Annotated in this window: 20 protein-coding genes; 11 read left to right on the top strand and 9 right to left on the bottom strand. The window is 68.6% G+C overall.

Features of this window, described 5'->3' with window-relative positions; translation table 11 throughout:
• Positions 1-4: 4 nt before the first annotated feature.
• Both ACXDF8_RS14215 and ACXDF8_RS14210 read left to right on the top strand, forming a co-directional pair.
• Positions 5-1,021 carry a phosphotriesterase family protein gene (locus ACXDF8_RS14215; RefSeq protein ID WP_457223904.1) on the top strand — a complete coding sequence of 339 codons (1,017 nt, stop codon included), beginning with the start codon at positions 5-7 and terminating at the stop codon, positions 1,019-1,021.
• Positions 1,014-2,483, top strand: coding sequence for an AMP-binding protein (locus tag ACXDF8_RS14210; protein WP_457223903.1), 1,470 nt, complete (start codon positions 1,014-1,016; stop codon positions 2,481-2,483). Before ACXDF8_RS14215 ends, ACXDF8_RS14210 begins: the two co-directional genes overlap by 8 nt.
• A 37-nt stretch (positions 2,484-2,520) precedes the next feature.
• Here the strand turns inward: ACXDF8_RS14210 and ACXDF8_RS14205 are convergent, their stop codons facing one another.
• The 4 genes from ACXDF8_RS14205 to ACXDF8_RS14190 all read right to left on the bottom strand — a co-directional run bounded on the left by ACXDF8_RS14205 (position 2,521) and on the right by ACXDF8_RS14190 (position 7,261).
• Positions 2,521-3,483 (bottom strand): SIS domain-containing protein, encoded by a 963-nt coding sequence (locus ACXDF8_RS14205; protein WP_457223902.1) that lies wholly within the window; start codon positions 3,481-3,483, stop codon positions 2,521-2,523.
• On the bottom strand, positions 3,473-4,678 hold the full coding sequence (locus ACXDF8_RS14200; RefSeq protein WP_457223901.1) for a glucosamine kinase: 1,206 nt from the start codon (positions 4,676-4,678) through the stop codon (positions 3,473-3,475). The genes ACXDF8_RS14205 and ACXDF8_RS14200 overlap by 11 nt, the downstream gene beginning before the upstream one ends.
• On the bottom strand, positions 4,675-5,994 hold the full coding sequence (locus ACXDF8_RS14195) for a glycosyltransferase (RefSeq protein WP_457223900.1): 1,320 nt from the start codon (positions 5,992-5,994) through the stop codon (positions 4,675-4,677). The genes ACXDF8_RS14200 and ACXDF8_RS14195 overlap by 4 nt, the downstream gene beginning before the upstream one ends.
• A gap of 76 nt (positions 5,995-6,070) precedes the next feature.
• Entirely contained in the window at positions 6,071-7,261 is a 1,191-nt protein-coding gene (locus tag ACXDF8_RS14190; RefSeq protein ID WP_457223899.1) for an acyltransferase family protein, read from the bottom strand.
• A gap of 168 nt (positions 7,262-7,429) precedes the next feature.
• Here ACXDF8_RS14190 and ACXDF8_RS14185 point away from each other — a divergent pair, with 168 nt between their 5' ends.
• From ACXDF8_RS14185 to ACXDF8_RS14165, 5 genes are all read left to right on the top strand, one after another.
• Positions 7,430-8,629, top strand: coding sequence for a cell envelope lipid trafficking protein PgfA (locus ACXDF8_RS14185; protein ID WP_457223898.1), 1,200 nt, complete (start codon positions 7,430-7,432; stop codon positions 8,627-8,629).
• 28 nt (positions 8,630-8,657) lie between these two features.
• Positions 8,658-10,361, top strand: a complete 1,704-nt coding sequence (locus ACXDF8_RS14180; protein WP_457223970.1) for an MmpA family trehalose lipid delivery protein — start codon at positions 8,658-8,660, stop codon at positions 10,359-10,361.
• A 161-nt stretch (positions 10,362-10,522) separates the two neighbouring features.
• Positions 10,523-12,742, top strand: a complete 2,220-nt coding sequence (locus ACXDF8_RS14175) for a propanediol/glycerol family dehydratase large subunit (RefSeq protein WP_457223969.1) — start codon at positions 10,523-10,525, stop codon at positions 12,740-12,742.
• On the top strand, positions 12,739-13,074 hold the full coding sequence (locus ACXDF8_RS14170) for a diol dehydratase small subunit (RefSeq protein ID WP_457223897.1): 336 nt from the start codon (positions 12,739-12,741) through the stop codon (positions 13,072-13,074). Before ACXDF8_RS14175 ends, ACXDF8_RS14170 begins: the two co-directional genes overlap by 4 nt.
• A gap of 2 nt (positions 13,075-13,076) precedes the next feature.
• The gene (locus ACXDF8_RS14165; RefSeq protein ID WP_457223968.1) at positions 13,077-14,771 is read left to right on the top strand and encodes a diol dehydratase reactivase ATPase-like domain-containing protein; all 1,695 of its coding nucleotides are present in this window, start codon (positions 13,077-13,079) and stop codon (positions 14,769-14,771) included.
• 18 nt (positions 14,772-14,789) lie between these two features.
• On the opposite strand, the gene ACXDF8_RS14160 is transcribed toward ACXDF8_RS14165, so the two are convergent.
• The gene (locus tag ACXDF8_RS14160; protein WP_457223896.1) at positions 14,790-15,191 is read right to left on the bottom strand and encodes a DUF5313 domain-containing protein; all 402 of its coding nucleotides are present in this window, start codon (positions 15,189-15,191) and stop codon (positions 14,790-14,792) included.
• A gap of 16 nt (positions 15,192-15,207) precedes the next feature.
• Positions 15,208-16,365 carry a glycosyltransferase family 4 protein gene (locus ACXDF8_RS14155; RefSeq protein ID WP_457223895.1) on the bottom strand — a complete coding sequence of 386 codons (1,158 nt, stop codon included), beginning with the start codon at positions 16,363-16,365 and terminating at the stop codon, positions 15,208-15,210.
• Positions 16,366-16,514: 149 nt separating this feature from the next.
• Here ACXDF8_RS14155 and ACXDF8_RS14150 point away from each other — a divergent pair, with 149 nt between their 5' ends.
• Together ACXDF8_RS14150 and ACXDF8_RS14145 are read left to right on the top strand one after the other, a co-directional pair.
• On the top strand, positions 16,515-17,294 hold the full coding sequence (locus ACXDF8_RS14150) for a class I SAM-dependent methyltransferase (protein ID WP_457223894.1): 780 nt from the start codon (positions 16,515-16,517) through the stop codon (positions 17,292-17,294).
• Positions 17,295-17,335: 41 nt separating this feature from the next.
• Complete coding sequence (locus ACXDF8_RS14145; protein ID WP_457223893.1) at positions 17,336-18,820, top strand: aldehyde dehydrogenase; 1,485 nt, start codon at positions 17,336-17,338, stop codon at positions 18,818-18,820.
• An 82-nt stretch (positions 18,821-18,902) separates the two neighbouring features.
• Here ACXDF8_RS14145 and ACXDF8_RS14140 read toward each other — a convergent pair whose 3' ends face one another.
• From ACXDF8_RS14140 to ACXDF8_RS14130, 3 genes are read right to left on the bottom strand one after another with little or no spacing between them, the layout of a single operon-like run.
• Positions 18,903-20,387, bottom strand: a complete 1,485-nt coding sequence (locus tag ACXDF8_RS14140) for a type I restriction-modification system subunit M (protein WP_457223892.1) — start codon at positions 20,385-20,387, stop codon at positions 18,903-18,905.
• Positions 20,388-20,402: 15 nt separating this feature from the next.
• Positions 20,403-20,603 (bottom strand): PIN domain-containing protein, encoded by a 201-nt coding sequence (locus ACXDF8_RS14135; RefSeq protein ID WP_457223891.1) that lies wholly within the window; start codon positions 20,601-20,603, stop codon positions 20,403-20,405.
• Complete coding sequence (locus ACXDF8_RS14130; protein WP_457223890.1) at positions 20,600-21,271, bottom strand: hypothetical protein; 672 nt, start codon at positions 21,269-21,271, stop codon at positions 20,600-20,602. The genes ACXDF8_RS14135 and ACXDF8_RS14130 overlap by 4 nt, the downstream gene beginning before the upstream one ends.
• A 449-nt stretch (positions 21,272-21,720) precedes the next feature.
• On the opposite strand from ACXDF8_RS14130, the gene ACXDF8_RS14125 reads away from it, so the two are divergent.
• Together ACXDF8_RS14125 and ACXDF8_RS14120 are read left to right on the top strand one after the other, a co-directional pair.
• The gene (locus tag ACXDF8_RS14125; RefSeq protein ID WP_457223889.1) at positions 21,721-22,755 is read left to right on the top strand and encodes a WXG100 family type VII secretion target; all 1,035 of its coding nucleotides are present in this window, start codon (positions 21,721-21,723) and stop codon (positions 22,753-22,755) included.
• Positions 22,739-23,206, top strand: a complete 468-nt coding sequence (locus tag ACXDF8_RS14120) for a hypothetical protein (protein ID WP_457223888.1) — start codon at positions 22,739-22,741, stop codon at positions 23,204-23,206. Before ACXDF8_RS14125 ends, ACXDF8_RS14120 begins: the two co-directional genes overlap by 17 nt.
• Positions 23,207-23,272: the final 66 nt, after the last annotated feature.

The following is a 23,272-nucleotide window of genomic DNA, read 5'->3' as shown; positions in this document are numbered from 1 at the left end:
TGACATGGCCCAGCCGGACACGCTGCCTGACCCGACACAGACGTCGCAGACCGAGACCGTGCGGGGACCGGTGGCCACCACCGACCTCGGGGTGGTGCTCATGCACGAACACGTCTTCGTGCTGTCCCCGGAGATCATGGCGAACTACCCGCAGGGGTGGGGAGACGAGGCGGCTCGCGAGGCCGATGCGGTGGCGAAGCTCAACGCGCTCAAAGCCATCGGCGTGGACACCATCGTCGACCCCACGGTGATCGGCCTGGGCCGCTACCTTCCGCGCATTCAACGGGTCGCCGCCCAGACGGACCTGCAGATCGTGGTGGCCACCGGGGTGTACACCTACAACGACGTTCCGATGTACTTCCACTTCACCGGTCCGGGTACGGCCCTGAACGGGCCCGAGACCATGACCGAGATGTTCGTCCAGGACATCACCGAGGGGATCGCCGGCACCGGGGTCAAAGCCGCAATCCTCAAGTGCGCCACCGACGAACCTGGAGTGACGCCCGGTGTCGAGCGGGTGCTGCGGGCGGTGGCGCAGGCCCATCTCCAGACCGGCGTGCCGATCACCACCCACACCCACGCCGGCACCCGGCGCGGGTTGGACCAGCAGCGGATCTTCGCCGAGGAAGGCGTCGACCTGAGCCGGGTGATCATCGGGCACAGCGGGGACACCACCGACCTGGACTATCTCGAACAGCTGATCGCGGGCGGCTCCTACCTCGGCATGGACCGCTTCGGGCTGGACAACATCCTGAGCTTCGAAGACCGCGTCGACACCGTGGCAAAGATGTGCGCGCGCGGCCATGCCGACAGGATGGTGCTGGCGCACGACGCGTCCTGCCACATCGACTGGCTTCCGGAGGCGGCGCTGCCGGTGGTCCTGCCGAACTGGCATTACCTGCACATCCACAACGACGTGCTGCCGGCCCTGCGCGACCTCGGCGTCACCGAGGACCAGATCACCACCATGCTGGTGGACAACCCGCGCAGCATCTTCTCCAGGCAGGGCGGCCATGAGTGACGTGATCGCCCCGATCGGTACTCGGTTGAGCCAGCTGGCCGCCGAGGCCCCGCAGCGAGCGGCGGTGACCTGCGACGGCCGCACCGTCACCCGCGCTGAGCTGGAGTCGATGTCCAACCGGCTGGCGCGCGCCTACGCCGAACTCGGGGTCCGCCAGGGCGATTACGTGACCATCGCCGTGCCGAACTCCATCGAATGGGTGCGCGCGACCGTGGCGGTGTGGAAACTCGGCGCGATACCGCAGCCGCTGTCGTCGCGGCTGCCCGACGCCGAGTATGCGGGGCTGCTGGACCTCAAGCCGCGCGCGCTTCTCGTCGGCCGGCCCGACCCGCGCGGGGTCGCACCGTGGGTGGGGGCGGACTTCACCGGTAGTCCCGAGTTGTCCGATGCGCCGCTGCCCGAGGTGGTTTCGCCGGTGTGGAAGTCGATGGCCTCCGGGGGCAGCACCGGGCGGCCGAAGCTGATCGAGGCGGGCGGAGAGGGCCGCATCCCCGCCGAACTGCTGGCGATGTCGATGGGTAACGAGCCCACCGACACCCAACTGGTGCCGGTACCGCTGAGCCACAACACCGGATTCACCTCGGCGACCATTGCCCTGCTGACCGGTCAGCACCTGGTGCTGATGCGGCGCTTCGACCCGAAGGAGTTCCTTAGGCTGATTGCCGACCACCGGGTGAACTACCTGGCCACCGTGCCTACGATCATGCAGCGGCTGCTGCCGGTCTACCACGCCGACCCCGATGCCTACGACCTGTCGTCGCTGCGCAGGCTGTGGCATCTCGCGGCGCCGTGTCCGCCGAACGTCAAGCAGGCGTGGATCGATCTGCTCGGGCCGGACGCGGTGTGGGAACTGTACGGTGGCACCGAACTTCAGGCACTGACGTTCATCAGCGGCAGCGAATGGTTGTCCCACCGCGGGTCCGTCGGCCGGGTGGTCGCCGGGGAGATGACGGTGCTCGACGACGACGGCAACCAGTGCCCGCCCGGCGTGGTCGGCGAAATCTACCTGCGGCGCGCCCCGGGCAGCGCGCCGACCTACCGCTACATCGGCAGCACCGCCAAGACCCGCGACGGCTGGGACTCGCTAGGCGATCTGGGCTGGTTCGACGAGGACGGATACCTGTACCTCGCCGACCGCCGGGTGGACATGTTCACCGTCGGCGGGCGCAACGTGTACCCCGCCGAGATCGAGAACGCCCTGGCCGAACATCCGGCGGTGTTGTCCTGCCTGGTAGTCGGTGTACCGCACGACGATCTGGGCCAGGTGCCGCACGCGTTGGTGCACCTCGACAACCCCGACGGTCTCGACGAGCGAGGCGTGCGGGCCTTCGTCGCCGAGCGGCTGGCCGACTACAAGGTGCCGCACGGGGTGGAGTTCGTGGACACTCCGCTGCGCGACGACGCCGGCAAGGCGCGCCGGTCGGCGGTGCGCGAGAAGGTCATCGCGCGGATGCGCGGTTGAGGTGCGCGCGGATGCGCGGTTGAGGTGCGCGCGGATGCTAGCCGCTCTGCCAGGCCCGGACGGCTACCAACTCGGGCACGAGCACCTCGGTGAGTAACCGGACCTCATCGTCGTCGTCGCCGGGGTAGCGCACCTCCACGCCGGCACCGGGTACCGGGCCGCCGACCGCGACAACGGTGGTGCCGCGCAGCGTGGTCCACTGCGCCATCTGCTCTTCCCATTCGGAGCCGGCGAACACCAGCAGTCGGTAATCGGTGGTCTTGGTCAGGTAGACGTCGACGTGGCTCCAGTCCCCCGTCTCGCACCCGACGGCGGCGCGGCGCGGCCCTTCCCGCAGCATCAGCGCACCCTGCTGGGCGGAGCTGAACCGGTGTGCCGGCGCGGCCAGGTGAGTGCCAGCCGGACCCAGCAGCAACTCGCCGACCCTTGGGCGCCAGTGTGATTCGGTGTCGAGCAGATGCCGACTAGCCTCGGCCGCCGCCACCACCGTCGCCACCAGCCCTGCGGTGTCCGCCCCGGCCAGGTGTGCCTCCAGAGCGATCAGCAACGCCAGGGTGTGCTGGTAGCTGCGGCAGGCGACGCCGCCGACCTCGGGTTCGGCGGCCAGCTCCACGACGGCCGCGCAACGCCGGGCGATCGCGGAGTCCACGTTGTTGGTCAGCGCCACGGTGTGCACCCCGGCCGGCAGCCGGTCGAGCGCGGCCAGCGTTTCCGCCGACCCGCCGGTCGCCGATGTGGCGACGACCAGGGTACCGGGGCCCCAGTTCGGCAACAGCCGCGAAGAGGCCAGCTCCGAGACCACGGTCAGCCCCCGCGCACGCATCCGCGCCGCGGCGACACCACCGGCGTAGGCCGACGAGCCCATGCCGAGCAGCACTACCCGCTCGGTGTCGGGTGGCACCACCGCTGCCCACGGATTGCCGGCGGCCAGGGAAGCGGCCAGGCGGCTCAGCACCTCCGGTTTGCGGGCCAGGTCCGCGGCGAATCCATCAGGCTCCACCAGGTGTCCTCTCATCGAGCAGCGCGGGCAGTGCCGCGTCGGGCACATACATCCAGCGTGGCAGATGCCGTGCCGCGTAGATGATCTCGCGCAGCACCTGCTGGATCCGGAAGGCACGCAGCGGGGCGGGATCGTAGAGTCCAGCGTGACCAAGCGCGGCCAGCCGATCCGCATAGGCGCGCAGGAATGCTTGCTGCGCAGCTTGATTCGCGATGTCCAATGCTACTTCGTCGAGCTCGTTGTGGCGGCGGGCGACGATGGCGGCGTGGGCCAGCGATTGGGCCATGCCGGCCACGTCGAGTGCCGCGGGGATCGGCAATGCCCGCTCGGCCGCGGGCAGCACCGGATTGCCGTCGAAGTCGGTGACCACGTATCCCCCCGGGTGGTGCAGCACCTGGCCGACGTGCAGATCACCGTGGCCGTCGAGGACCGGGGTGCCGGCCAGGGCGCCCAGCTCGGCCAGGATCGCCTCGACCCGCGAGTCCGACAGCACGGCGGTGGTCGGCGAAACACTCAGTGTCCGAGCCTCATCCAGGGTCGCCAGCGCCGTGTCCCGCCATCGCTGCGCGTCGGCGGCGCTCGCCGTCGTTGCGGTGCCGGCCAGGGCGGCGTGCATGTCGGCGATCACCGTGCCGACGGCGGCGGCTGCCGCCTCCACCGCGAGGGTGCGCCGCTCGAGCGCCGCGGCGACCATCAGATCCACCGCCCAGGTCCAGCCGTCGACCGCGCCGGGCAGGTACTCGTCGACGTTGGCCACCAGCGTCGGCTCGCCGCCGGCGGGCAGCCAGGTGACCAATCCCCACGCCCGGGGCATAGATCGGAAGTCGTTGGCGCGCAACATTTCTATTCGGTGCGGAGCGGGGTGTGGCCCCTCCTGCAGATGGGTGGCCCATTTGACCACGGCGGTGTCACCGACGATCACCGACTCGTTGGTCTGGTCGACGGTGACGGCCCGCTCACCGGTCACCGGCCGGGACGGCCACGCGTGGACGCCGAACCTGCCCGTGGTCCACACTCCGGGCCGGTCGGCGAGCAGCGCGACGAGTGCCTCCGCGGCGCCGTCGCCGGGCCGGGCGCGCCGCCAGGTCCCGCCGGGTTGGCGCACCAGCGGCAGCACCGCCAGACCCTCGGAGCCGGCGACGACCGCGAGGCGGGCGCCGTCGGACAGCTCCAGCGAGTCCAGTTCGCGGCTCACCGGTCCCGCTGCCTGCCCACCTGCTCGATGACGTCGGCACCGACCCGCAGCCCGTCGCGCGCCTGGATCGCCGCACCCATGTCGGCGAGCCGGGCGCGCAGCGCGGTGTCGGCGAGGATGCGGTCCACCGCGCCGGTGAGTTCGGCGTCGGCGAAGCCGTAGGTGTTCAGTCGTACGCCGAAGCCGAGTTCGTCGATGCGCTGGGCATTTTCGTACTGGTCCCAGAACAATGGCAGCACGATCAGCGGCTTGCCGAAGTGCAGCGTCTCGGTGACGGTGTTGTTGCCGCCGTGCGAGATGACCAGGTCGACCTGCGGGATGATGGTGGTCTGCGGCAGCATCTGTTCGCCGACCATATTGTCGGGCAGCGCGATTCGGTCGGCCTGCGGACCCTTGCTGACGATGTAGCGATGCCGGGTGGTGGACAGCACGTCGACCAGGCGCTGCATCAGGGCCACGTCGGCGCCGCCCAGCGAGCCCAGCGAGAGGTAGATCAGCGCGGAGTCCGCGGGCCGGTCGGCGACGGCGTCGGGCAGCACGTACTCGGTGTCGGTCTCGCGCACGCTGGAATCCATCCGGGTCCAGCTGCCATCCAGCGGCCGGACGTCGGTGTAGTCCGCCTCGGCCGGATAGACGTACAGGTTGGCCGCCGGGCTGCCCGCGCCGCCGCGCGGCATGAACTCCAGTTCAGGCAACGATGCGGCGCCCTGGGCCTGCACCCAGTCGTTGAACTCCGCCCACATGGCCCGGTGGGTCCGGTCGAACTCGGCCCGGTAGACGTCCCACTGGGAGCGGTCGGCGCTGGGCAGGCCGGAGAACGGCGGCGGCACGTCCGGGCCGGGGATCTCCAGCGGACTGCACGACACGATCCGCACGAATGGTGCCCCGGAGCTGACCAGCGCCGGGAACAGCACCACGTTGTCCTCGACGATGACGTCGGGGCGGTGCTCGGCGACGATCGCGCGCAGCCGCGGCTCGCAGTACTTGGCCCCGTCTATCAGGGCTTGATAGGTCGGCTGGACGAAGGTCTCGAGTTGCGCGATGGTCGGTTTGCGGAATTCCGGGGAGGTCTCGGCGATGAAGTCGGTCCAGAACTTGCCGGGGTCCTCGTCGGCGGCGCCCTCGGCCGGCTCGGCAAGGTCGACGAGTTCCTCGACAAAGCCGAGCGGCGCCAGTTTGCCGGCCCAGGAGCTCTCCGCCGCGAACACGATGCGGTGACCGCGGTCACGCAGGATGGCAGCAAGCCCGATGCACTGGTTGGTCGGTCCGTACGCCGATTCCGGCCAGAACATGATGGTCAATGCCTCAGTTGCCATGGCGATCCTTCCGACCCCGTGCGATGCGGACGACTCCGGCACAGATCATCGCGCAACATCCTGTGCGGGTGCTTGCTCAACGGGCGATGACGGGCTCCGGCTCGTCGGTGACGGAACTGTCCAGCGGCGGGACCGCGCCCGTCCGCCCCCGGCCCGCCTGGTATTCCCAGCGCCGCAATGCATTGCGGCACGGCGATTCGATCAGCGCGTAGCTGACGGCGGCCATCGCGAAACCCAACACCAGCGTCAGGCACAGGATGACGATCAGGTTCCCGTTGAACATGAACTTGCCGACCATCGGGAACACCATCACCAGCGCCGCGAGGTGCCAGACGAACAATCCGTAGGACCAGCGGCCGAGCGTCACCATCACCGGGCTGCCCAGGATGCGATGACTCGTGTCGGGCGCATCGAGCACCAGCGGCGCCAGCAGCGCGCCAGCGACGATGGCCCCCATCGCGGTACGGATCACGAACTGCCCCAGCGTGGCCGGGACGAGATCCTTGGGACCGGCCAGCGGCGACGCCGAAATCAGGTAGGCCACCAGGCCGACGCCGAAGATCGCCCACCGGTTGCGGGCCAGCCTGTGCATCCGGCCCACCGGGCTGACCGTCAGTTCGGCGAGCAGCATGCCGGCGGCGAACCAGGACGCGTAGGCCGGCGGCCAGTTCAGGAAGTTCACCCCCTGCGCGGTGTGGATGGGCAGCAGACCCCAGCCCAGGCTGGCCAGCGCGACGGCCCCGATCACCGGTATCCGTGCCCGCACCGGTAGCCGGCGGGCCAGCAACGCCAGCACCGGCAGGGCCAGGTAGAAGCTCACCTCGACCGACAGGCTCCACATCTGGGTCAGCCCGGCGGTCAGGGTCAACGGCACGTAGACCTGGGTCAGGGTGAGGTTGGCCAGCCAGACGGTCAGGTTGGCGTGGTTGGCCTCCGGCAGCAGGGTCAGGATGATCACGACGGCGACCAGGTAGCCGGGCAGAATCCGCACCAGCCGGGAGCGCAGGTAGTGGCCCGTGGCGGGGCGGTGGCGCAGCCCGCGTGCGGCCGCGGCGTGCCCCCGCCACAGCAGGAAGCCGGACAGCGCGAAGAACACCGCGACGGCCAGGTCGAAACGGTGCAGCAGCCGGCCAAGGACCGGAGTGGTCGTCCCGGTCTGGAACGCGACGTGGGTCAGGACGACCCCCATCGCCGCGCAGGCGCGCATTCCCTCGACGGCGGGCAGAAAGGCGCGGGTGCCCCCGACCTGCTCCGCATCGGCTGTCATGCAGCCAGTCTGCCGGTGCACTGGGGCCCCACGAAAGTGGGTACACCCACAGCGGCGGTGTGACCTCCTAATGAGCCGGTGCCCCGGTCTCTGCTGTTAGGGTCGAACAGGTTTGCTTCGTCTTCAGGCGGGGCGAAAGCCGATCGTGAGTGAGGAGGCCATGGCAGCGTGAACCGCGCGGGCATGTTGCGTATCGGGGCATACGGCGTCATCGGGCTCGGAGCCGCCCTGTTGATTGCCGCGCTGCTGCTGTCGACCTACACCTCCAGCAAGATCAAGAAGATCCCGTTGAGCATCGACGAGACGCTCGTCAGCGACGGAACGGGATCGGCACTGGATCCGGCGTCGCTGCTGGGCGAGCGCTTCATCGTCGACAAGAACGTTCCGCTGGTGTCCCAGCAGCAGGTCACCGTCGAGTCGCCGGCCAACGCCGACGTGGTGACGCTGCAGGTCGGCACGAGTGTGCGACGCAGCGACAAGCAGCAGGACAACGGCCTACTGCTGGCCATGGTCGACACCGTGACGCTCAACCGGTCCACCGCGATGGCCGTCTCCGACGACACCCATCCAGGTGGGTCGGTCCAGAAGCCGCGCACCATCGAGGACGACAAGCCGCCGACCAACATCGCGCTGCCGCACGAGGGGTTGTCCTACCGCTTCCCGTTCAACACCGAGAAGAAGACCTACCCGTTCTTCGACCCGATCGCGCAGAAGGCCTACGACGCCAACTACGACGGCGAAGACGACGTCAACGGGCTGACCACCTACCGGTTCACCCAGAACGTCGGCTACGACGCCGACGGCAAGCTGGTGGACCCGATCAAGTACGCCTCGCTCTACGACAGCAACGAGGACGGCGAGGTGACCGCGCGCGCGGCCCTGTGGGGTCTGCCCGGGCCGCCGGAAGAGCCGGTCACGATGACCCGCTACTACGCGGCCCAGCGCACGTTCTGGGTGGACCCGGTGACGGGCACCATCGTCAAGACACAGGAGCACGCCAACCACTACTACGCCCGCGACGCGGTCCGGCCCGAGATGGAACTGGCCGACTACAAGGTCACCTCCAGCGAGGAGACCATCGAGTCGCAGGTGGCCTCGGCCCGCGACGAGCGCGACCGCATCGGCTTGTGGTCACGGGTGCTGCCGATCAGCTTCACCGCAGCGGGTCTGGTCGCCCTCGTCGGCGGCGTCCTGCTCGGAACCTTCAGCATTCGCGCCGAGGCGGCACTGATCGACCCGGGCCTGGACACCGTCGACCACGGGTTCTTCGGCAAGGACGAGACCGGGCCGATGCCCGCCGCCGAGGCCGCCACCGAGAAGCTTCCCGCGGCGCGACCGGATCTGGAGCCTCCACCTCCGCAGCGGTGAGTCCGGAATGAACCAGCCACGCCGGACCCTGGTGTGGGTGGTGCCGGGATATGCCTTCCTGCTCACCCTCGCGGTGACCGCACCGCTGCTGGCCCCTGGCTATCTACTGCTGCGCGACGCCGTCTCCACCCCCCGGTCCTACCTGTCGGACGCCGCGTTGGGGCTCAGTGAGTCGGCGCCGCGGGCGGTGCCACAGGATCTGCTCGTAGCGTGGCTGTCCGCGGTGATCGACGGCGGGGTGCTGGTCAAGGCGGCGTTGCTGGCCGGCATCTTCCTGGCCGGCTGGGGAGCGGCGCGGCTGGCGGCGCTATTGGTGCCCGACGCCGGGCTGGCAGGCCAGTGCGTGGCCACCACGGTGGCGGTGTGGAATCCCTATGTCGGCGAGCGGATGCTGCAGGGCCACTGGAGTCTCCTGGTCGGGTACGGCTGCCTACCGTGGGTGGCGACGGCCGTGCTCCGGCTGCGCCGCGACGACGCCCCGCCGGGGTGGGTCCGGTGGGCGGCGGTGCTCTTCTGGATCGCGGTGGCCGGATTGACGCCGACCGGGTTGTTGTTGGCGGCCGGTGTCGCGTTGGCATGTGTCTGTGCTCCCGGCGCGGGAGTGTCCCGGCTGCGTTGTGCGGCAGGCATTCTCACCGGCTCGGCGCTGACCGCACTGCCGTGGCTGGCCGCGGCGGCGCTCGGTGACGCACTCGGGGCGCCGCCGTCGGGTCTGCTGGCCTTCGCCGCCCGTGCCGAGCCCGGCCTCGGCACTCTCGGCAGCCTCGCCGGGCTCGGCGGAATCTGGAACGCCGAGGCCGTGCCTGATTCGCGCACAACACTTTTCGCCTTACCGGCCACCGTGGTACTGGTCGCGGTGGTGGCAATCGGGTTGCCGGCGCTGATCCGCCGCCGGGCCGCGGTCCCCCTGCTGGTCTTGGCGGCGCTCGGCGTGGTGTTGCCGGCCGCGATGGCGACCGGTCCGGGGCTGACCCAGTTGCACGCCCTGGTCGATGCGGCGCCCGGGCTGGGGGTCTTGCGCGACGGACAGAAGTGGGTGGCGCTGGCGATGCCGGGTTACGCGACGGCCGCGGCCGCGGCGGTGGTGACGCTACGGGGCAGGCTGCGGCCCGCCGCCGCGGCGCTGCTGTGTGTCGTCGCGGTGATCGCGGTGTTGCCCGACCTGGCCTGGGGGGTCGGCGGCAAGGTCGTCTCGGTGCGCTACCCGGCCGGGTGGACGACGGTGGCGAGGATCGTCAATGCCGAGCCCGCGACCGTGGCCGTACTGCCCGCCGACACCATGCGCCAGTTCAGCTGGTCGGGGCCCGCACCGGTGCTCGACCCACTGCCCCGCTGGTTGCGTGCCGACGTGCTGGTGACCGGCGACCTCACGATCTCGAACCAGACGGTCCGCGGTGAGGGCGGCCGGGCGCGGGCGGTGCAGCGCATGCTGCTGGCCGGCGGGCGCCCCGAGACCCTGGCCGGTGCCGGCGTCGGCTGGGTGGTCGTCGAGGCGGGCAGTGCGGGGACGACGGGCGACGCGCAACAAACCCTGCAACACCTTCCGGTCGTCTACCGCGACCAGGACCTCACCTTGTATCGCGTGGGCGGCACCACTCCCGGCGCGGCGCACGGCAAGCGGGTCGCCGTGGTGGCGGCGCACCTGGTGTGGCTGTCGCTGCTGCTGGCCTCCGGCGTCGCGCTGGCGCTGGGGTCGCGCAGGCGACGCGTTTCGCCCGACCCACCTCCCTGATCACCGCCGGGCACGTATCGTGTTCGACGACAGCACGATTCGCAGCAAGCACTCCCCTGGATCGAGGACCGAGGATGCCGGACAGTATGGCTGTGCCCACCGCTGGCGATGCAGTCGGTGATGCGGCCCCACCCCACCCGGGCGATCTCGACCAGGGCCGGATGCGGGTCCTGGACGCCAAGCCGGTCAACCTCGACGGCTTCAGCGTGGCCGACCCGGCGCTCGGCCTGGCCGCGATGCACAGCCCACACGACCCCGCGCCCTCATTGGTGGTCCGCGACGGCGTCGTCGTCGAGCTCGACGGCAAGGCGGCCGCCGACTTCGACGTGATCGACGAGTTCATCGCCCGCCACGGCATCGACCTCGACGTGGCCGAGGAGGCGATGGCCCTCGACGACGCCGTGCTGGCGCGGATGGCCGTCGACATCAACGTGCCCCGTGCGGAGGTGGTCCGCCTCATCGGGGGCACCACCCCGGCCAAGCTGGCCCGGGTCGTGGCGGTGCTGACGCCGGTGGAGATGCAGATGGCGATGGCGAAGATGCGGGCCCGCCGCACGCCGAGCAACCAGGCACACGTCACCAACCAACTCGACGACCCGCTGCTGATCGCCGCCGATGCCGCCAGCGCCGTCGCCTACGGCTTCCGGGAGGTCGAGACGACGGTCCCGGTGTTAGGTGACGCGCCGTCGAATGCGGTGGCGCTGTTGATCGGAAGCCAGGTGGGCGTGCCGGGCGCGTTGGCGCAGTGCTCGATCGAGGAGGCCCTCGAGCTGCGGTTGGGTCTGCGCGGGCTGACCAGCTATGCCGAGACCATCTCGATCTACGGCACCGAGCAGGTGTTCGTCGACGGCGACGACACCCCGTTCTCCAAGGCGATTCTCACCTCTGCCTACGCCTCGCGGGGCTTGAAGATGAGGGTCACCAGCGGTGGCGGCGCCGAGGTGCTGATGGGTGCCGCCGAGAAGTGTTCGATCCTGTACCTGGAGTCGCGCTGCGTGTCACTGGCACGCGCGCTGGGTTCCCAGGGTGTGCAGAACGGCGGTATCGACGGGGTCGGTGTGGTGGCCTCGGTGCCGGAGGGCATGAAAGAGCTGCTGGCCGAGAACCTCATGGTGATGCTGCGCGATCTGGAGTCGTGCGCCGGCAACGACAACCTGATCTCCGAATCGGACATCCGGCGCAGCGCACACACGCTACCGGTGCTACTGGCCGGTGCGGATTTCATCTTCTCCGGGTTCGGCTCGATTCCGCGGTACGACAACGCATTCGCACTGTCGAACTTCAACTCCGACGACATGGACGACTTCCTGGTGCTGCAGCGCGACTGGGGTGCCGACGGGGGGCTGCGGACGGTGTCCGCCGAGCACCTGGCCCGGGTGCGCCGCCGCGCCGCCAAGGCGGTGCAGGCCGTCTACTCCGATCTCGGCCTGGCCGACTACGACGACGCCCGCGTCGACGAGGTCGTGGTGGCCAACGGTTCTCGCGATCTGCCCCCGGGTCACCCCAAGATGGTGGCCGAGGCGGCCGCCGCGATCGAAGCGCGCCAACTGACGGTGTTCGACGTCGTCGCCGCGCTGCACCGCACCGGCTACGAGCCCGAGGCGGCGGCGATCATGCGGCTTACCGCCGAGCGGTTGCGCGGCGACCAGTTGCAGACTTCGGCGATCTTCGACGAGAACTTCACCGTGCTGTCCAAGCTCACCGATCCCAACGACTATGCCGGTCCCGGAACGGGTTACGCGATCTCGGCGCATCGGCGCGCCGAGATCGACGGCATCCGGCAGGCCAAGACGTCGGCGGAGCTGACCGCCGACCAGGCCGACCATTACGGACACGTCACGCTGACACCGGTCGAGGACGCCCGGCAGGGCAGCGATCCCCGCGAGGTGTGCATCGGGCTCTCGCCGGCACTGGGCCGCAGCGTGTGGCTCACGCTGTGCGGGCTGACCGTCGGCGAGGTGCTCCGGCAGATCAGCGCCGGGCTGGAGGAGGAGGGCTGCGTGGCCCGCCTGGTCCGGGTCCGCTCCACCATCGACGTCGGCCTGATCGGCCTCACGGCAGCCAAGCTGTCCGGTTCAGGGATCGGAATCGGTCTGCAGGGCAAAGGAACTGCGTTGATCCACCGGCGCGACCTGGCGCCGCTGGCCAATCTGGAGCTGTTCAGCGTCGCCCCGCTGCTCGACGCCGACATGTACCGGCAGCTGGGCAAGAATGCCGCGCGCCACGCGAAGGGCATGGCGCCGGTGCCGATCTTCACCGGCGGTACCGACGAGTCGATCTCGGCGCGCTACCACGCCCGCGCGGTCGCGTTGGTGGCCCTCGAACGCGAGGCCTGCGAACCCGGCGAACCCCCACTGACAGTCGAGGCGACACGCGCATGACCGACGATCGTTTCACCGTGGCTGCCGCCGTCGACGGCAAGCTGAGCCTGGCCGATCTGCGGATGGATCCGGCGACGCTGGCGCATCAGGCGTCGGTCGCGGCGGCGGGTGGTAATCCGCAGCTGGCCGAGAACTTCCTGCGCGCAGCCGAATTGGCGGTCATGGGCGACGACGAGGTGATGGGCCTATACGAGGCGCTGCGCCCACACCGCTCGACCGCGCAGGAACTGCAGACGCTGGTGGACACCCTCGACGCGCGCGGCGCGACTCGCTGCGCAGAACTGGTGCGCCACGCCGCGACCGTCTACCAGCGGCGGGGGCTGCTGCGTTGAGTGTGGTCGCCGGTATCGACGTCGGGAACCACACCACCGAGATCGTCGTCGCCCGGGTGAAGGCGGGTTCGGTCGAACCGATCTGCCACGGCCAGGCCCCGACCCGGGGGCGTAAGGGCTCCCCGGATTCGCTGGCCGGGGCGGCGGCGCTGCTGCGCAAGCTCGAGGTCCAGGCGCAGCTGACCGTCGACGAGATCGTGCTGTCCGCGCTGCGCCCGGTCGACACCGCGACGGCCCCGCTGCCACCGCCCACGCCGCCGCACTGCCCGGTGCGCAGCCTGCGCCGGCCCAGCGCGAGCACGCCGGCCGGTGCAGGTACCGCCGTCGGCGCCCACGTCCCGCTGGCCGACACCTCCGGCGCTGCGCAGCCTGGCCCGGCGATCGTGTCAGTCTGCGGCACAGTCGATTTCGAAGACGCTGCGCGCCAGATCGCAGAAGCGGTCGAGCGGGGCTGGCAGGTCGCCGGGGTGATCGCCGAACGCGACGAGGCGGTCCTGATCGCCAACCGCATTCCCGCCGGCATCCCGGTGGTCGACGAGGTGGAACTGACCGGCCTGCCGGCCGGCGCCCCGGTCGCGATCGAGGTGGTGAGGCAGGGCCGTTCATACCGGGCGCTGGCCGACCCGATCGCACTGTCGGCTGCGCTCGGGGTGGGCCATGAGCACATTCACCGGATCGCCGAATTCACAAGGGAATTGGCGGATTCGCCCGCGATCGCGGTGACGCTGCGCGACGGTGACCCCGCCGCGCCCGCGGATGACGACGACTATGCCGACTGCCGCGTCGAGGGGGCGGTGCGGCGCTATTCGCCCGCCGAAGCAGAGAGCCTGCTGCGAGTGCGCGCGCCCGGCACGGTGGTGGGTGTGCGCCTGGCCGCGGTGGCGTCGGCCGTGCAGGGAATCGCCGTCGACGACGCCTATTTCACCAATCTCCGGGCCATCGACGACGGGGCGTGGCTGCGCCGCGGCGTGGTGGAGACCACCGGCACCGTCGTCGCGCTGCTGGCCGCCGACGAGGTGGCCGACGCGGCGGCGACGCTGCAGCAGCTGTGCGGACGCCCGGCGCGGACCATCGCCTCGGAGCCGCGGGCGGCGGCGCGCGGGGCGCACACCACCCCACATCTGCCGCCCGGGTCGCTGGTCTGCGACATCGGCGGCGGCACCATCGACCTGATCGGACCCGGGCAGGAGGTGGTCGCCGCGGGGGCGGGTGAGGCCATCACCACTGCCGTCGCCGCGACCCTGGGTGTGCCGCGGGCGCTGGCCGAGCAGGTGAAGCGGTCGCCGGCGATTCGCGTCGAGGGTCCGCACATCGCACACGAGGAGGACGGCCGGCGGGTGTTCCTGGACTCACCGGCCCCGGCGGAGGCGATCGGGCGGCTGTGCACCCGCGGCAGCGCGGGGCTGGTGCCGTTCTCCAACCGGTTGGCTGCCGAGGAGTGGCGCAGCCTGCGGCTGGCGGTCAAGCAGCAGACGGTGGCGGCGAACATCGCCCGCTGCCTCAAGGCTTTCGATTCGCCGCCGGTGGCGCTGGTGCTGGCCGGCGGCGGGGCGCTGGACGACGAGTTGCTCCGCACGGTCGGTGAGTCGTTGCGTGCGGTTCCGGTCGCCGTCGGGCGGGCCGACGTCGACGGGGTGCACGGACCGCGCTACGCGGTGGCCTCCGGGCTGGTGCACCTGTACGCCGACACGCTCTGAGCGGGCTCAGACCCGGGCTCAGCCCTCGGTGTCGGCCCCGGAGTCGTGGCCGTAGCGCTTGCGATAGTCGTCGGCGATACGCGCGTCGCGCTCACGGGCACGCTCGTTGACCAGGCTGTCGTCCAGGCCGTGTTGGCGCAGCCGGTGCGCGCGGTAGATCTTGTCCAGCGCGTGGGTGAAGTACAGGCACGGCACGAACAGCAGTCCCGTCATCGCCAGATGCATGGCGAAGGTCGTGGGGATGAGCCACAGCGGCGCCAGGATCAGCAGCGCCGGAATCGCGACGCGGAAGAAGGTCCGTCGCTGGGCGCCCTTGCTGGTCAGGTCGTTTCGCACCCAGTCGTGCATCGAGTCGGGCAGAACCTTGCCGTAGCTGTAGGCGATGTACTGCAGCGGGCTGGGTTTCGTGTTGCCGGTCATGGTCGTTTTCGCGCTCCTAAATGACGCCGCTGAGAGGGGTTCCGGCGCGCACCGACTCCAACACGGTGCGCATGGCCGCGGCGCTCTGGTGCCACGAGAATTCGCGGCTGCGGGCTTCGGCCTTGGTGCCGAGCTCGTCGCGCAGCACGTGGTCGGTGAGTAGGCGTTCGAGGCGGTCGACCAGCTCGTCGTGGTCGTCGACCAGAACACCGGTGACGCCGTCGACGACGGAGTCGGTCAGGCCGCCCGATGACCGGTAGCCGATGGTGGGCACGCCGTGCTGGGCCGCTTCGATGACGGCCAGCCCCCAGCCCTCCTTGCGCGACGGCAGCACATGCACCCAGCACCGTTGCACGACAGCGTGTTTCGTCGCGTCGTCGACGTGGCCGTGGAAGGTGACCGCGTCGGAGATGCCGAGGCGCTCAGCCCGCTCGACGAGGCGGTCGTGCCACCAGCCACCGCCGACGATGTCCAGATGGAGGTCGGCGACACGCAGGCGCAGCGCGGCGACAGCCTCCAGGGCGTCCTCGATCTGCTTGTGCGGCACCAGCCGCGACAACACCACCACCCGCGGGTTCGGCGAGCGCGGGGCGGTCAGGGTGTCCGTCGGCGCCTCGTCCAGTCCATTGCGCACCACCGCGATGCGCCGGCTGTCGACGCCCAGGTCGGACAGGTCGCGCGCGGACGGCAGCGAGACGGTGACGTACTGGTTGCGGCGGTGCATGCGCGGGGACAGCCACGATTCGACCAGCCAGCCCAGCCGGCCGACGACGCGACCGGCGACCGGCCACTGTTCGCGGTGGCAGTGGTGGACCAGGACCGCCACTCGCCGCCCGAACGCCAGCCGGGCCAGGAACGGCACCCCGTTCTGGGTGTCGACGACGACGTCGGGGCGGACCCGCCGCAGGGGGCCCAGTCCGACGCGGGCCAGGACCATCGCCAGCCCGGCCCAGATGTAGACGCTGTAGGGGCCACCGCCACGGCTGATCGTCACCCCGTCGACACGCTCGCGGCGCGGCGCGCCGCGGTAGCGGGCGGTGCGCAGCGTCACGTCGATACCCGACTCGGCGAGCAGCGCACCGATGCGCTGAAGATACGTTTCGCTGCCGCCGCCCTGAGGGTGGCCGGTATCCCGCCAGCACAGCAGCAGGACGGAGCGAACGTTGGCAGACATCCAGATCAGCCTAGACGGCCGGCGGTGCCCGGCCACGCCGATGTCGCTGTGAGAGTCCCTACCGCTGTCCCCTCCCCAGCGGTGTCTCCGGAACGCGGTATCACCGGTGATACCGCGTTGCGGAGAAGGCGATCACTAGGGTGAGGCCGGTGGCCGTCACCGACCTGTTCGCCCGGCGCGCGACGCTCGGCCGTTCGATGCGGCTGCTGAGCGAATTCCGCTACGAACAGCCCGATCCCGCCCGCTTCTACGGTGCCCTGGCCGCCGACACCGCCGCCATGGTCACCGACCTGTGGCAGGCCGGCACCGCCGCCACCCCGGCCGGTCACACCCTCGTCGACGTCGGCGGCGGGCCGGGGTACTTCGCAACGGCGTTCACCGAGGCGGGCTGGCACTACGTCGGCGTCGAACCGGACCCCAGCGAGATGCACGCCGCCGAACCCGTGCGGCAGGCGGCGCCGGGCTCGTTCGTGCGGGCCTCCGGGCTGGCGCTGCCCTTTGCCGACGGCAGCGTCGACGTCTGCCTGTCCTCCAATGTGGCCGAACACGTCGCGCGGCCCTGGCAGCTCGGCGCGGAGATGCTGCGAGTGACCCGCCCCGGCGGGCTCGCGATCCTGTCCTACACCGTCTGGCTGGGCCCGTTCGGCGGCCACGAGATGGGTCTGACCCACTACCTCGGCGGAGCCCGGGCGGCCGCCCGCTACACCCGCAAGCACGGCCATCCGCCCAAGAACAACTACGGGTCGTCGCTGTTCGCGGTGTCGGCGGCCGACGGACTGCGGTGGGCCTCGAGTACGGGCGCGCTGGTCGCGGCTTTCCCGCGCTACCACCCGCGATGGGCGTGGTGGCTGACGTCGGTTCCGGGTGTACGGGAGTTCCTGGTGAGCAATCTGGTGCTGGTGCTGCGCCCGCCAATTCGCGCGGAATGAACAGGTTCTAGTTTTTGTCTTCAGTCGGTACTGTGACGGGCATGACACACAGCACGATTCCGGGCATCGCGTTCAAAACCGAATGGGACAAGCTGTTCATCGGCGGCAAGTGGGTGCAGCCCTCGACGACCGAGGTCATCGAGGTGCACTCGCCAGCCACCGGCGAGCTGGTCGGCAAGGTGCCGCTGGCTGCCGCCGCCGACGTCGACGCCGCCTGCGCCGCCGCCCGCAAGGCCTTCGACGAGGGCCCCTGGCCGCACATGTCGCCCACCGAGCGTGGCGAGATCCTCACCCGCGCGGTGAAGATCCTCGAAGAGCGCGCCGAGGAACTGAAGTTCCTGTTGGCCGCCGAGACCGGTCAGCCGCCGACGATCGTCGACATGATGCAGTACGGCGCCGCGATGTCGTCGTTCCAGTACTTCGCCGGTGCCGCCGACAAGTTCACCTGGCGCGACTTCCGCGACGGCGTCTACGGCACCACCATGGTGCTGCGCGAGCCGATCGGCGTCGTCGCCGCCGTCACGGCGTGGAACGTGCCATTCTTCCTGGCCGCCAACAAGCTCGGCCCCGCGCTGCTGGCCGGCTGCACCATCGTCGTCAAACCCGCCGCCGAGACCCCGCTGTCGCTGTTCGCGATGGCCGAGATCTTCGCCGAGGCCGGGCTGCCCGAGGGCGTGCTGTCGGTGGTGCCCGGCGGTCCGGAGACCGGCCGCGCGCTGACCGCCAATCCCGAGATCGACAAGTTCACGTTCACCGGGTCCAGCGCCGTCGGCAAGGAAATCGCCAAGATCGCCGCCGAGAAGCTCAAGCCGTGCACGCTCGAACTGGGTGGCAAGTCGGCGGCGATCATCCTCGAGGACGCCGACCTGGATTCCACGCTGCCGATGCTGGTGTTCTCCGGCCTGATGAACTGCGGTCAGGCCTGTGTCGGCCAGACCCGCATCCTGGCGCCGCGCTCGCGCTACGACGAGGTCGTCGAAAAATTGGGTGAAGCTGTCCGAAATATGCCAATCGGCCTGCCGGACAACGCCGGTGCCATGATCGGCCCGCTGATCAGCGAGCGCCAGCGCGAGCGCGTCGAGGGATACATCAAGAAGGGCGTCGAAGAGGGCGCCCGGATCGTCACCGGCGGTGGCCGCCCGGAGGGGCTGGACAGCGGGTACTTCGTACAGCCGACGGTGTTCGCCGACGTCGACAACTCGATGACCATCGCCCAGGAAGAGATCTTCGGTCCGGTGCTGGCGGTGATTCCGTACGACACCGAAGCCGACGCCGTGCGGATCGCCAACGACTCCGTCTACGGACTGGCCGGCTCGGTGTACACCACCGACAACGACAAGGCCATGAAGATCGCCGCGCAGATCCGCACCGGTACCTACGCGGTGAACATGTACGCCTTCGATCCGGGTGCGCCGTTCGGCGGATACAAGAACTCCGGCATCGGCCGGGAGAACGGCCCCGAAGGCATCGAGCAGTACACCCAAGCCAAGAGCGTGCTGCTGCCGTTCGGCTACAAGCCGGAGTAACCCGCCGAGCAGACGTGAAGCCCCCGCGCGCACGGCGTGTCGGGGGCTTTCGCGTCTGCTCGCTCGCGGGCAAATGGGAACTCTATGTGCCGCCGCCTGCTGCTGCCTCCAGCGCGGCGGCGACGGCTTCGAATTCGGCCAACGCCGCAGTTAGATCTTCGACGATCTCCCGCGCGATGATCTCGGGGGCCGGCAGGTTGTCGGCGTCTTCGAGCGACTCGTCCCGCAACCAGGTGACGTCGAGATTGGCCTTGTCACGGGCCACGAGGTCGTCGTAGTCGAACGATTTCCAGCGCTCCGATTCCACCCGCTCGTCGCGCGGCTTTCCGCTCAGATACGAATCGACGAACTCGTCGAGGTGGTGGCGACGCAAAGGATTCTGTTTGAGGGTGAAGTGCTGGTTGGTGCGTAAGTCGTAGACCCAGAGCTTGGTGGTCCACGGTTGCTCGGCGGCTGGCTTCTTGTCGAAGAACAGGACGTTGGCCTTCACCCCCTGGGCGTAGAAAAGCCCCGTCGGCAGACGCAGCATGGTATGCAGCTCGAAGTCCGCCAACAGTTTTCGTCGCAGCGTTTCTCCTGCGCCGCCCTCGAAGAGCACATTGTCCGGCAAGACGACCGCGGCTCGGCCGTTAATGTCGAGGATCGTCATGATGTGCTGCAGGAAGTTGAGTTGCTTGTTACTGGTGGTGACGACGAAATCTTGCCGTTCGATCTCGACGTCTTCGCGGGCTTCTCTACCGTCGGCGCCGACCATCGTCAGTGAAGACTTGCGGCCGAACGGCGGGTTAGACAGCACCACTTTCCACCGGGGGCCTGGATCGGCGATCAGCGCGTCCTTGACCTCGATGAGCGAGTCGCCGTCGGGCGTACCGATGCCGTGCAAAAGCAGATTCATGGCGGCCAGCCGCGCGGTGCCGTCGACCAGTTCGTAGCCGGTGACGAACTTGTCGCGCAGGTGCTTACGTTGTGTCGGCGTGAGGTTCTCGGCTCCAGCGGCAGCGTGTTCGTGCGCAACGAGCAAGAATCCACCGGTTCCGCAGGCCGGGTCGACGACGGTGTCAGCAGGGGTGGGATCGATGACGTCGACGATGGCACGGATGAGGTCACGTGGTGTGAAATACTGGCCGGCTCCGGAACCCTTGTCGGATGCGCCCTTGGACAACAGTTCCTCGTAGGCGTCGCCCTTGAGGTCGGTGCCCGAGGCCGACCAGTTCTCCTTGTCGATCAGGTCGACGATGAGGCGCTTCAGTTTGGCGGGGTCCTGAATCCTGTTCTGCGCCTTGCGGAAGATGGTGCCGAGGGTTCCGGGGCGTTGCGCGAGGCCGACGAGGATCTCGGTGTACTGGACCTCCAGCGCCGTGCCGTCTTTGTCCAGCAGGCGCTGCCAGGAGTATTCGTCCGGAACAATCTTCTGCGGGTTGAGTTTTCGAGTAGATCGCTCATGAGCCATCTTCAAGAACAGCAGGTAGGTCAACTGCTCGGTGTACTCGATGACGCCCACACCGTCATCGCGCAGCACGTTGCAGTACGACCACAGCTTGTCAACGAGGCGACGTGAGTCAGACACGGCTTCCATTCTGGATCACAGGACCACGGACAGGTTGGGCGCGTCACGGTAGATCCCGTCACCGGCGACCAACTCGAAGTTCTTGGCGATGGCACACGCCGCGATCCAGCGGTCGCCGGAATGCTCCCGCCAGCGCTCCGCCCGCACATCACTCCCACGTCGATTGACATAGACGAGTCTGAACACGTCGGTGTCAACGATGGACGCCGTGGTCACGAACGAGCGGCCCTCAAGAACTCGTCGAACTCCTCGTCGGTGAGGCTCAGGCCGCCATCCATATCGGCACCGGGTGCGCTCGCCAGAATTTCGTTGACGGACACCACGTATGGTCCGATGTACGGCGCGCCAGGATCCACGACTTCGTGGACCGCCGCGTTATCGAGCGACACAACACGGCCCTGCGAAAGCCAGCTCTCGACGCTGACAGTTGTCGGATCGAAGTCGATGGTCGGGCGAGCTGGCGCCGAGAAGACGGCCCGCGGCGCCGCCGACCGCAGCGCGGCGACCAGCTTGCCCGCACTCTCCGCCACAAGATCTGTCATCCACTCCGGTTTGTGATTCTGGCCAATGCCCGCTATGACATCCCAGAACCGATCGTCGGCCAATCTTTCATGCGCGAGATCGATATCGAGCTTGTCAGTCGGACCCTTGACGAACTTCAACACTGTGCTGCCAGGCGTGACTGAACGAAGCCGTAGCCGAGCAGACTTCTCCGTATGTTGCTTGGATCTGCCGGGCCCGGCGGATCCTGCGACGTCTCGCCCGATCCGCGTGGTCAGCTCTTGAAGGGAGGCCGCGAGAGCGGCGAGATCCTTTGCGGCGACCTCGCCGCTGGGCACGGGCGCATCAACGAGCTTGAGTTCGAATTCCGTGCTAACGATCATCACCTCCCTTGCAGAGCGACCGGTATAGCCAACGGTAGGTTGCGCCGCGCTTATGTGCCTCACAACCGACAGAATCAGCTTCCGCGAGCGAGAATGGCGGCAGGCGAATCGGTGAAGTGAACCTTTCCTTCCTACCGATTAGACTAACCGGGTGGAGACTCTCAGGGTTTGCGGCGAGGGGTTGAACGCGCTAGCTGAGCACTGCACCACCATGGCGATGCAGGTTGCTGACCGCGTTCCCGCGCCTCCCGCTGGCCCTACTGGGCAGGCGACGGTGGTCGCGGTGAGCAGCACCTATGCCGCACTCGCTGAGACCGTGACGGTGCTGGCGGCCAGAATTCAGACCACAGCAAGCAAGCTCACCACATCAGCGAGCCAGTACGTACATGCCGAGGAGAACTCTAGCCAGCAGCTATCTGGTTTTGGTTGGCGGCGTGGGGCGCGGATAGATGCCCGCCGCCATCGGTGGCGCGCTGCCGAGTCTTTCTCAGATCATGGGCTGGGACACCGAGCACCTGACCCGTGCCTCCGCTGACTGGAGTGCTACTGCCGAGCACTGGGAAGACACTTTCGAGAGCGTGCACCGCGGCATGCTGGCGCCGGGGAGCACCGTATGGGAAGGCGAGGCCGCCGACGCCGCCCAGGAACGCGCCTTCGCCGATCTGGTGAAGGTTCGCGGCTTGGCCGACATCCTGACCAACTCCGCGACGGTTGCCCGCCGCGGGGCCGACCAGCTCGACTACCTTAAACGCCAAGCCATCGACGCCATCGAGGAGGCCCGTGAAGCGGGCTTCACCGTGAGCGAGGACCTCTCCGTCACCGACACCAGCAAGTACAGCGGACTGCGTATTGCCGCAATGCGTCAGTTTGCGACCACCATCGCTACCCGCGCCGCCGCACTGAGTGCTGCCGATAAGGACGTCGCCGCTAAGATCGTCACTGCTACAACGGAACTGAACGGGCGCGGGTTCAGTGAGTCACCCGAAACGGTCCAGGCGTTGGACGTCCCGCTCGCACCGCCACCGGACCCCTCATACCCGGTCAACGACGTCATCGCCGAAGCCACCGACCTCGACGGCAACCATGTCGTACTCAGGCGCGGGTACTACGATGGAAAGCAAGGTTTCGGGTGGGACAAGATCTTTCACAAGCACGGGATAACTAATCCCAACGTCTTCACCGACCTGATATCGCATAGTCGGCCGATCAGCAACAAGAACGGGAGACTCGAATACCAGGTAGAAGTCGACCGAACACGCTGTTCACAGCTATTTGGCCCGATATACGACTGCGAAGACACCGGCGAAAGCCTGGACATGAAAATTCTGGTCGACACCACCGAGAATCGTTGGGACGTGCCCGACGGCGGACAGAAAGGAGTCATCACCATGTACCCCCTTGAAGGCGGCGATGGTGTCGTTGTAGTACAGCCGAACTGGACGATGGCTCCGCCGTGGGTGAGTGGCAATGTCCCCATCAACTGAACCCAAACGCGGCAGCGAGTTCGCGACCGAGGTCCTGCGAAATCTATTGGTGCACATTACCGATGAGAACACCGAAAGAGCCGCCACTTTCGTGGTGTCACACGCCTGGACCAATGGCCCGACGATGTATCTGGTCTACCAGACGCCGCCGTCGCCCATCACATGGGGACTGGTCCGTGACACCCGAGAATCAATCATCGACCCTGCGCCTTGGCCTTCTCTCGAGGAAGCGGTGTACTACTACTACCAGCTGGACCTCCTCGAGAATCGCGTCATCTCTCTCCCCCATCCGGGCGATGATCCCGAAGTCATTCTGTGGCACGGTGATCAGGTATACACCGAAGACTCCTGTGAGGGTCTCCCCCAACGCCCTACAGATATTCCCAACCAGTATCGGTACGTCGATCCGGCCAGCCCTCTACCGCCAGAGGTCCACCGTCCGGGCGAGTGATAGGGCGGTGCAGCGCGGTTCGTCGGTGTGCGATTCTCAACACGCGGTTTAGCTGAGCCGAACGTG

It is taken from the genome of Mycolicibacterium sp. CBM1 (assembly GCF_054073305.1).
This window is presented reverse-complemented; position numbering and strand designations above follow the sequence as displayed.